The sequence below is a fragment of the Streptomyces sp. NPDC054847 genome, assembly GCF_053610925.1.
The window spans coordinates 1-9,565 of sequence record NZ_JBSGZJ010000279.1 but is presented as its reverse complement, the minus strand read 5'-3'; the positions used below and the strand labels follow the sequence as shown (position 1 = coordinate 9,565).

General features: G+C 72.3%; 8 protein-coding genes. 5 read left to right on the top strand and 3 right to left on the bottom strand.

All coding sequences use genetic code 11. The features are described from left to right. Nucleotides 1–465: 465 nt before the first annotated feature. On the bottom strand, nt 466–633 hold the full coding sequence (locus tag ACWGH4_RS23885) for a hypothetical protein (RefSeq protein ID WP_453464288.1): 168 nt from the start codon (nt 631–633) through the stop codon (nt 466–468). Nucleotides 634–865: 232 nt separating this feature from the next. On the opposite strand from ACWGH4_RS23885, the gene ACWGH4_RS23880 reads away from it, so the two are divergent. Further along, nucleotides 866–1,627 carry a 2OG-Fe dioxygenase family protein gene (locus ACWGH4_RS23880; RefSeq protein WP_453464285.1) on the top strand — a complete coding sequence of 254 codons (762 nt, stop codon included), beginning with the start codon at nt 866–868 and terminating at the stop codon, nt 1,625–1,627. Here ACWGH4_RS23880 and ACWGH4_RS23875 read toward each other — a convergent pair. Next, complete coding sequence (locus ACWGH4_RS23875; RefSeq protein WP_453464282.1) at nt 1,614–2,726, bottom strand: carboxylate-amine ligase; 1,113 nt, start codon at nt 2,724–2,726, stop codon at nt 1,614–1,616. The two genes, ACWGH4_RS23880 and ACWGH4_RS23875, sit on opposite strands and share 14 nt — an antisense overlap. A 74-nt stretch (nt 2,727–2,800) precedes the next feature. After that, entirely contained in the window at nt 2,801–4,642 is a 1,842-nt protein-coding gene (locus ACWGH4_RS23870; RefSeq protein ID WP_453464279.1) for a thiamine pyrophosphate-requiring protein, read from the bottom strand. Nucleotides 4,643–4,790: 148 nt separating this feature from the next. On the opposite strand from ACWGH4_RS23870, the gene ACWGH4_RS23865 reads away from it, so the two are divergent. The 4 genes from ACWGH4_RS23865 to ACWGH4_RS23850 all read left to right on the top strand — a co-directional run bounded on the left by ACWGH4_RS23865 (nt 4,791) and on the right by ACWGH4_RS23850 (nt 9,370). Next, nucleotides 4,791–5,399, top strand: a complete 609-nt coding sequence (locus tag ACWGH4_RS23865) for a flavodoxin family protein (protein ID WP_453464276.1) — start codon at nt 4,791–4,793, stop codon at nt 5,397–5,399. A 4-nt stretch (nt 5,400–5,403) separates the two neighbouring features. Beyond that, the gene (locus tag ACWGH4_RS23860) at nt 5,404–7,731 is read left to right on the top strand and encodes a phosphoketolase family protein (protein ID WP_453464273.1); all 2,328 of its coding nucleotides are present in this window, start codon (nt 5,404–5,406) and stop codon (nt 7,729–7,731) included. Then, on the top strand, nt 7,728–8,864 hold the full coding sequence (locus ACWGH4_RS23855; RefSeq protein ID WP_453464270.1) for an acetate/propionate family kinase: 1,137 nt from the start codon (nt 7,728–7,730) through the stop codon (nt 8,862–8,864). The genes ACWGH4_RS23860 and ACWGH4_RS23855 overlap by 4 nt, the downstream gene beginning before the upstream one ends. A gap of 89 nt (nt 8,865–8,953) precedes the next feature. Further along, nucleotides 8,954–9,370: a DUF2795 domain-containing protein gene (locus tag ACWGH4_RS23850; RefSeq protein WP_453464267.1), complete on the top strand. Its 417-nt coding sequence runs from the start codon at nt 8,954–8,956 to the stop codon at nt 9,368–9,370. The last annotated feature ends 195 nt before the right edge of the window (nt 9,371–9,565 follow it).

The window sequence follows — 9,565 nt, the reverse complement described above, 5'->3', positions numbered from 1 at the left end:
CGAGCCCGGACCGACGGCCGGAGGCCACGCCGATACCAGGCCCGGAGCTCGCAGGCCACCTCTGGGACGGGCCACGCCAAGGCCGGGCCCGAAGCTCGCCGGCCGCCGCTGGGACGGGCCACCCGAGACCAGACCCGGAGGTCACCGGGCCATGCCGGGGAAGGGCCGCGGCCGTCGGTCCGCACGCGTCCCGGCCGTCACGCCCGGGGACCAAGCCGAGACCGGCACCGGAGTTCGCCGGCGGCGCCGGGAAAGGCCATGCCGAGGTCGGACGAAGTCAAGGGGGCAGCCGAACCCAGGCCCGGAGCTCGCCGGGCCTGGCCAGGGAAGAGCCACGCCGGCGGTCCGTACGGGTCCGCTTGACGAAAGTCCGGGGCCACGCCGAGGCCCGGTCTGGAGCTCGCCGGCCACCCCTGGGACGCATGCCCGGAGGCCGGCCACGCCGGGGAAGGGCCCGGGCCGCCCTCAGGTCTTGGGGCCGTGCCGGTCCTGGGAGGGGGTGTCCTCCGGCTGAGGTTCGGGCTCGTCGTCCCGCTCGCCCTCCGCCTGGGACGGCGTGCTGCGGGGGAAGTTCGCGCGGAGCTCGTCCTCCGGCCGTTCGCCCTCCGCCTGGGAGGGTGTCTGCTCGCTCATGGGCCCACTTCCTCACCGTCGGAGCCGGATGTTCGTGCCTGCGCCGGACCCGGCGCCGGATCCGGCACGGACCGTACAGCTCGCCGGGTTCCCGGACCGGGGGGTGCCAATCATGAGCCGCAGGGCCGCGGTCCCGCGTCCCCACCGTGCGGACGTGCGCCCGGTGCGGGCCCGCCCGATGATGGCTTGAGCCCGAGATCTCACCCCACCGGAGGAAGGGCGGTGGCAGACCGTGGACACCGACACCGGTTTCCTCGACCCCGCGGACGCGAACGCGGCAGCCCGTTCCGCCGAGGAGGCGGCCCGCAGCGCACTGGCCCGTACCGGCGCGTACCTCATGCCCCCGGACGACGTGCTGACGTGCCTGGGTGCCGACGCCTCGTCCTGGGCCCACTTCGCGGCCCACTGGCAGGACCTCACGGAGGACGAGTACGCGGCCCGGCGCGGCACCCGCAGACTGCGGCGCTACGGACACTTCTCCCTCGCGCCGGTGACCGGGGAACTGCGGATGCTGCCCCACACCGTGTTCGTCCAGCCCGACAACACCAATCCGCTCTACGAGTCGGTGGACCGCCATTTCGATCCGCTGACCGGCGCCTTCGTCGCCGATCCGGTGCTGCGCCGGATCCTCGGGCTGCTGGGCAGGGTGGCGGGCGCGCTGGACGTGGCCGAGTGGTGGAGTGTCAAGGTCCATCCCTTCCGGGTCGTCGCCACGGCGGAGGGCGGCGGGGAGCCGACACCGGAAGGCAGGCACCGGGACGGCGTCACGCTGGTGTCCTCGCTGCTCGTCGGCCGTGACAACGCCACCGGCGGCGAAAGCACCGTCTACAGTCCCGAGGGAGACGAGATCCTTTCGGCCACGCTGTGCGAGCCGGCGAGTCTGCTTGTCTCCGACGACCGGGGCACCCTGCACGGCGTGTCGCCCATCCGGCCGGTCGACGCCGCCCTCCCGGCCCACCGCGACGTCCTGGTGACGACCCTCACGCCGGGCTGACCGGTCCTTTCCCGGCCGTGGCGGCGACGAGGTCGTCGACGACATCGGCCGGCCGTGACCGGCGGCTCCACGACGCCCGCTGGCGCTGCGCGCCGCACCCGTGCTCGTCCAGCCGCCGCAGGAACGCGGTGACCCGCTCGACGTCGCCGTACTCGTCCAGGCGCGGCCGTACGCGGTCCACCAGCCGCGCCGCCTGGACGGCGAAAGGCAGCACCCGCTCGGTGAGCGCGTCGACGCCGCTGCCCGGCCAGCCGTCGCGGGCGGCCCGCCAGTAGGCGGCGCGCAGCAGTTCGCCGCAGGTGCGCGGCCCCTTGTCGCCGCGCCGGACCCGCTCGGCGCAGTCCACGACCAGCGCTCTGACGAGGGCGGTGAGCGCGGCGGTGTCCGCCACGTCCGACGGCACGTCCATGACCCGGATCTCCAGCGTCGGCACACGGGGATTGGGCCGTACGTCCCAGAACGGGATGTCCGCGTCGAGCATCGCCTCCGACTCCTCCAGGGCCGCGGTCAGGCGTCGGTAGTGGGCGAGGGAATCGACGTACGGAGGGGCGCTGAGCGCGGGGAAACGGCCGCGGACGACGGTCCGCCAGCTCGCGTATCCGGTGTCGCGGCCTTCGAAGAAGGGCGAGTTGGCGCTCATGGCGACCAGCAGGGGCAGCCAGGGACGCAGATGGTTCGCCGTCAGCACCGCCACCTCCCGGTCCGGCTCATGCACGTGCACATGGACGGAGCAGACGGTGAAGTCGTCGAGCATGGTGCCGAACTGGCGCACCCCCGCCCGGTAGCGGGGGTGGTCGCCGAGGACGCGGGCTCCCGCGCCACCGATGACCGGCGTGCCGGTGGCGCACAGACCGAGCCCCTCCGCGCCGCAGGCCGCGCCGGCCGCCTTCCGTACCGCCGCCAGGTGCCGGTGCAGTTCGCCGCAGTCCAAGCACGGCGGGGTGCGCACCTCGAGCTGGCCCTCGTGGAACTCGCCGGACACCAGGTCGCCGACGGTGCGGCGGGCCCGCGCCACGACGCGGCTGCCCGCCGGTTCGACGGACCGGTCGTCGGCCCGGACGAGGAAGAACTCCTCCTCCGCTCCGATGGTGGTGGTCATCTCCCCACGATCCTCCCGGGACGGCCGGTACGCGAACGGGAGACACCCGGGTCTGCGGCACCTGTGAAGGGCCGTCACCTGTCGTCGTCGGCGCTGTCCTTCGTCGCGCCGGGCCGGTCCCCGCGGTGCCGGGTGCCGGGAAGGAACTCCTGCACCTTGGCCTTGAAGCCCTGCCGGATCATCGAGCCCCGGTCGCTGTCACCGCGCAGGATCGCGGACGCGGCGGCCTCGATCTGGTCGAGCGAGGCGTGCGGCGGGATCGGCGGCACGGCCGGGTCGGTGCGGAAGTCGATGACGAAGGGCCGGTCGGCGGCGAGGGCCTGCTTCCAGGCGGACTCGACGTACTTGGGCTTCTCGACGCGGACGCCGTGCAGCCCCATCCGTTCGGCGATGTCGGCGTAGGGCAGGTCCGGGATGGACTGCGACTCCTCGAACTGCGGGGCCCCCGACATGGCGCGCATCTCCCAGGTCACCTGGTTGAGGTCGCCGTTGTTCAGCACGGCCACGATCAGCCGCGGGTCGGACCACTCGCGGTAGTACTTCGCCGCGGTGAGCATCTCCATCATCCCGTTCATCTGCATCGCGCCGTCACCGACCAGGGCGATCGCCGGGCGGTCAGGGTGGGCGAACTTGGCGCCGATGGCGTACGGGACGCCGGGACCCATCGTGGCGAGCGTCCCGGACAGCGAGCCGCGCATCCGGCCGCGGAGCCGCAGATGGCGGGCGTACCAGTTCGCGGCGGAGCCGGAGTCCGCGGTGACGATCGCGTCGTCGGGGAGCAGTCCGTCCAACGCGTGGACGACGTATTCGGGGTTGACGGGGTCGGCGTCGACGGCCGCCCTGCGCTGCATGACCTCCCACCAGCGGTCGACGCTCTGCTCGATCCCGTCGCGCCAGGCGCGGCTCTCCTTGCGGTGCAGCCGTGGCAGCAACCGCCGCAGCGTCTCGCGGGCGTCGCCGACGAGGTTCACCTCGAACGGGTAGCGCAGCCCGATCATGTGCGGGTCGATGTCGATCTGCACGGCCCGCGCCTGGTCGAGCTCCGGCATGAACTGGGTGTACGGGAAGCTGGATCCGATCATCAGCAGGGTGTCGCAGTCCTGCATCATCTCGTACGAGGGCCGGGTGCCGAGCAGGCCGATCGAGCCGGTGACGTAGGGCAGGTCGTCGGGGAGGACGTCTTTGCCGAGCAGCGCCTTGGCGACGCCGGCGCCGAGGACGTCGGCCAGCCGTTCGACCTCGGCGCGGGCTCCGCGGGCTCCCTGGCCGACGAGCACGGCCACCTTCTCGCCCGCGTTGAGGATCTCGGCGGCCCGCTCGACGTCCTCGTCGACGGGCACGGGCGCGTACCGGCCGAGGCCCATGCTGGAGGGCACCATCTTGAAGGCGTGCTTCGGCGGGCTGTAGTCCAGTTCCTGGACGTCGGCGGGGATGATGACCGCTGTCACGGTGCGCCGGGCGTAGGCCGTGCGCATCGCCCGGTCGATGAGGTTGGGCAGTTGTTCCGGGACCATCGCGGTCTCGCAGAAGTCGGACGCGACGTCCTTGAAGAGGTTCTGAAGGTCGACCTCCTGCTGGTACGACCCGCCCATGGCACTGCGGTTGGTCTGCCCGACGAGCGCCACCACGGGGACGTGGTCGAGCTTCGCGTCGTAGAGCCCGTTGAGCAGATGGATCGCGCCCGGTCCCGAGGTGGCGGCGCAGACGCCGGCCTTCCCGGAGAACTTGGCGTAGCCGACGGCCTGGAAAGCCGACATCTCCTCGTGGCGAGACTGCACGAACTTCGGCTTGTTGTCCGCGCGTCCCCAGGCGGCAAGGAGCCCGTTGATGCCGTCGCCCGCATAGGCGAAGACGTGGGTGACGTCCCATTCACGCAGCCGCTGGAGGATGTGGTCGGACACTTTCGTACTGGCCATGTCGGTGTTCCGCTCCTCACTGTGCAGTGTGTGCCGCTGTCCCGGCCTGTCCTGGGTAACCGTGCGGGCGCCGGCGGAAACATCGCGCCGTCACCCGAACGGCGCGGCGCCCGGCGTGCCGGTGCGCTGACCGGGTACCGGTGTCCCCATGAAGGCACTGGTGATCAACTGCACGCTCAAGACGTCTCCCGAGCCCTCCAACACCCATGCGCTGGCGACGGTCGTCGCGGATCAACTCGAGAAGTACGGGGCCGAGGTGGAGTTCGTCCGGGCGGTGGACATGGACATCCGTCCGGGAGTGGTGAGCGAGGCCGTCGGACCCGGCGACCAGTGGCCGCAGGTGCACGGGAAACTGATGGAGTCGGACATCCTCGTCGTCGCGTCGCCGACGTGGCTCGGGCGTCCTTCCTCCGTCGCCCAGCGTGTGCTGGAGCGCATGGACGCGATGCTCTCCGAGACCGACGACGACGGCCGCCCCGTCGCCTACAACAAGGTCGCCGGGGTGGTGGTCACCGGAAACGAGGACGGCGCGCACCATGTGATCAGCGAGATCTCCGGCGCGCTGGCCGACATCGGCTACACCGTCCCCGGCCAGGCGTGGACCTACTGGCACCTCGGGCCGGGGCCGGGACCCGACTACCTCGACGACGAGCGGGGGCGCGACTGGTCGCACAGGACCGGCCGGGCGATGGCGGCCAACCTCTTCGGCACCGCGAAGGCGCTGGCGGCCATGCCGCTGGGCGCCCCGCCGGAGTGAGACCATGACACGGACCTACCGGCGGGCGGCGGACTACGTGTCCGCCGCGCTGATCTTCCTGCGTGACAATGTGCTGCTGCGTGAGCCGCTGCGGCCCGAGCACCTGAAGCCCAGGCTCCTCGGCCACTGGGGCTCCTGTCCCGGCATCACGATGGTGTACTCGGCGCTCAACACCCTGATCCGCGAGCGGGACGCCGACGTCCTCCTCGTCACCGGTCCGGGACACGGCGCACCCGCCAACCACGCCGGTCTCTGGCTCGAAGGCACGCACGAGCACTACGACCCCTCGCTGGCCAGGACAGAGGCCGGGCTGACGGAGCTGGCCCGGCGCTACTGCGCTCCCGACGGCTTCCCGAGCCACCTCTCCCCCTCGGTGCCCGGCACCCTCCACGAGGGCGGTGAGCTGGGCTACGCCCTGTCCACCGCGTTCGGCGCCGCGTTCGACGCACCCGACCGGCTGGTGGCGTGCATCGTCGGGGACGGCGAGGCGGAGACGGGCCCAACGGCCGGCGCCTGGCACTCGTCGAAGTACCTCGACCCGGTGACCTGCGGCGCCGTACTGCCGGTGCTGCATCTCAACGGCTACAAGATCTCCTCGCCGACCGTGTTCGCGAGCATGTCCGACGACGAACTGACGTCCCTGTTCCGTGGTTACGGCTGGGACCCGCGCATCGTCGACGTGACGGACGATCCGGACGGCGAACCGGTCGCCGCGGCGGTGCGCGCCGCGCACACCGGCATCCGGGACATCCAGGGCCGGGCACGGACGGGGCGGATCCTCGAGCGTCAGGCGTGGCCGATGATCGTACTGCGCAGCCTCAAGGGACAGGGAGCGCCGGCCGAGGTCGGCGGGAAACGCATCGAGGGGACCTTCCACGCGCACCAGGTCCCGCTGGACGGTGTCCACGACGACCCGGAGCAGCTCGCCGCACTGGAGGCCTGGCTGCGGTCCTACGGCCCGGAGGAGCTGTTCGACGAGGAGGGCCGGCCGGTCGCGGAGGTGCTCGACGCCTGCCCGTCCGGCGATCGGCGCATCGGTATGCAGGCGGCGAGTGACGGGGGACGGCTGCGGCGGCCGCTCGACCTGCCGCCGCTCGGGCCGTACGCCGTCGACGTCCCGGACGGCCCCGGCTCGGCGAAGGGGAGCCCCAACGAGGTGCTGGCGGACTGGCTGACGGAGATCATGCGCAGGACCGCCGCCGCCCGCGACTTCCGCATCATGTCCCCCGACGAGCTGGCCTCCAACAAGCTGGACGGGGTGCTGAAGGCGACCGGCCGCGGATACGTGTGGCCCGTCGAGGAGTACGCCGAGGACCTCACCCCCGACGGCCGGGTGCTGGAAATCCTCTCGGAGCACAACTGCCAGGGCTGGCTCCAGGGTTATCTGCAGACCGGGCGGCACGGGCTGTTCCCGACGTACGAGGCCTTCGCGTCCGTCGTCGACAGCATGCTCAACCAGTACGCGAAGTGGCTGAAGATGTCCCGCGAGGTGCCCTGGCGGGCACCGGTCAGCAGCCTCAACTACCTGCTCACCAGCGAGGGCTGGCGGCAGGAGCACAATGGCTACAGCCACCAGGGGCCGGGATTCATCAACAACCTGCTCACGAAGAAGAGCACCGTCACCGGTGTCTTTCTGCCGCCCGACGCGAACACCCTGCTGGTCACCATGGAGCGGGTGCTCGCCGACACCGGCCGGATCAACCTGGTCGTCGCGGGCAAGCAGCCGGCGGCGCAGTGGCTCGCCCTCGACGAGGCACGCGCGCACTGCGAGGCGGGCGCGTCGGTCTGGCGGTGGGCGTCGACGGACGGCGGCGAGGACCCCGAGCTCGTCCTGGCGTGCGCGGGCGGGATTCCCACCGTCGAGACCCTCGCCGCGGCCCAACTGCTGCGCCACGACCTGCCGCAGGCGCGCATCCGCGTCGTGAACATCGTCGACCTGTGCGCGCTCGCGCCGCCGGACCGGCATCCGCACGGCATGAACGACGCCGACTTCGACGCCCTGTTCGGCACGGAACTCCCTGTCGTCGTCGACTTCCACGGCTACCCCTCCGCCGTGCACCAACTGCTGCACGGCCGTCCCCACCCCGGCCGGTTCCATGTGCGCGGCTACGTCGAGGAGGGCACCACGACCACCCCGTACGACCTGCTGGCGAGCAACGGCGTCTCCCGTCACGACCTGGCGATCACGGCACTGCGGCATCTGCGCGGCCGTCCGGCGGCCACGGGGGATCTGGCATCCCGCTACGCACTCCACCGGGACCGGCTCCGTGAGGAGTTGCGGCGCACGGGAGTCGATCCCGCCGAGATCACCGAATGGACGTGGGGATCATGACGGACGCCGGCACCACGACCTCTTCGAACCTGCTCGTCGTCGACGCCGGGTCCTCGAGCCTCCACCTGAGCGTGGTCGACGGCGAAGGACGGGAACTGGCCGCACGGCACGAGAGTGACGCCCCCGGCAGCGGGACGCGGCAGGTGATCGAGGAACTGCTGCGCCGAGCCCCGCCGGTGGCGGCCACCGGCCACCGCCTCGTCCACGGCGGGCCCAGGCTCCTAGGCCCCACGCTCGTCGACGACACGGTGAGGGCGGAGCTCGGCCGGGCCGCGGACCTGGCCCCCCTCCATGTGCCGCCCGCTCTCACCGCCCTCGACGCGACACGGCGGCTGCTGCCGGACGCCGCGCACGTGGTGTGCTTCGACACCGCCTTCCACGCCGGGCTGCCGCAGCCGGCGCGCACCTACGGGCTGCCCCAGGAGTGGACGGACCGGTACGGGCTGCACAGATACGGCTTCCACGGCCTGTCGTACGCGTGGGCCCTCGACCGTGCCGCTGCCCTGCTGGACCGGCCTGCCCGTGACCTCCACATCGTGATCACGCACCTGGGCGGCGGCTGCTCGGCGTGCGCGGTGCGCGAAGGCCGCAGCGTCGACACCACCATGGGGTTCACCCCGCTCGAAGGCATGGTGATGAGCAGACGCAGCGGCAGCGTCGACCCCGGACTGCTGCTGTGGCTCCAGACATCGGCCGGAATGGAGCCCGAGGACCTCACGGAGACCCTGAACCGTGGTTCCGGCCTGCTGGGCCTGTCCGGCACCTCGGGCGACACCCGCGACCTCGTAAGGTCGGCGGCGGACGGCGACCGGCGGGCCGCCCTGGCCCTCGACGTCTTCACCCTGGGCGTCCGGCGCGGCGTCGCCGCCTGCGCCGCGTCGCTGGACCGGCTCGACGCTCTCGTCTTCACCGGCGAGATCGGCTGCGACCAGCCGGAGGTGCGCGAGGCGGTCTGCGCGGGTCTCGGCGTACTCGGCGTCACGGGTGGCCTGCGGCCGGTGAACGTGCGGGAGGACACCGTCGTCAGCCCGGCCGGTGCGACGGTCCCGGTACTGGTCGTCCCGACCGGCGAGGGGCAGCGGGTCGCGCTGGAGACCCGCACGCTGCTCACGCGTCACGCCGGTCAAAAGTAGTGCCCGTTTCGTGTCATTCCGCCCCTTGCGGGTAATCGTCCGGCGCGACTTGCACGGACGTACGGACGCACGAAGGAGGTGCTCCTGACATGGGGGACATCGAGCGAGGCAGCAATCCCGTCAGCCCACGCAAGGACGACGAGATGAAGCACGAGCTGGAGGGCTACCTCCGGTCCGGGCAGCACACCCACGTCGAGGAGGCCAACGACCCCGAGCCCGCCGCGGACGACGACGTCCGGGTCGACACGTCAGGACCCGTCCCGCCGCCCGGTGAGGAACGCGACCGGGCACGCGCGCAGACCGAGGCGGAGGCCCTGCGGCTCGAACTGGCCCGCCACCTGGACCGCACGACGTTCCCTGCGGACCGCGCCGCGGTCGTGCGCGCCCTGGAGGAACGCCACGCCCCCGACCCGGTCGTGGACCAGGCCCGCGGTCTGCCGGAGGAGGGCACGTACCGCAACGCGGACGAGATCGTGAAGGCGCTGGGGAGGACGGGGGGCGGCTGACGCGATTCCCGGGGGCGGGGGCGCAGCGGGTGTGGGGCCGCTTCGCGGGGCTGTGCCCCACCCCGCCCCTTCCCGCTGTATCGATGTGCGGCTCCGCCGCGTGGGGGCTCCGCCCGTACCCGCCACCGCGCTCCGCGCAGTGTTCGGGGGCTCCTCCCCCTACGCCTGGCGGCGTGGGGGGACACCCACGGGACC

Coding starts and splice junctions, on each gene's coding strand:
- ACWGH4_RS23885 (WP_453464288.1), bottom strand. CDS start 633: ATGAGCGAGCAGACACCCTCCCAGGCGGAGGGCGAACGGCCGGAGGAC.
- ACWGH4_RS23875 (WP_453464282.1), bottom strand. CDS start 2,726: ATGACCACCACCATCGGAGCGGAGGAGGAGTTCTTCCTCGTCCGGGCC.
- ACWGH4_RS23870 (WP_453464279.1), bottom strand. CDS start 4,642: ATGGCCAGTACGAAAGTGTCCGACCACATCCTCCAGCGGCTGCGTGAA.
- ACWGH4_RS23865 (WP_453464276.1), top strand. CDS start 4,791: ATGAAGGCACTGGTGATCAACTGCACGCTCAAGACGTCTCCCGAGCCC.
- ACWGH4_RS23860 (WP_453464273.1), top strand. CDS start 5,404: ATGACACGGACCTACCGGCGGGCGGCGGACTACGTGTCCGCCGCGCTG.
- ACWGH4_RS23855 (WP_453464270.1), top strand. CDS start 7,728: ATGACGGACGCCGGCACCACGACCTCTTCGAACCTGCTCGTCGTCGAC.
- ACWGH4_RS23850 (WP_453464267.1), top strand. CDS start 8,954: ATGGGGGACATCGAGCGAGGCAGCAATCCCGTCAGCCCACGCAAGGAC.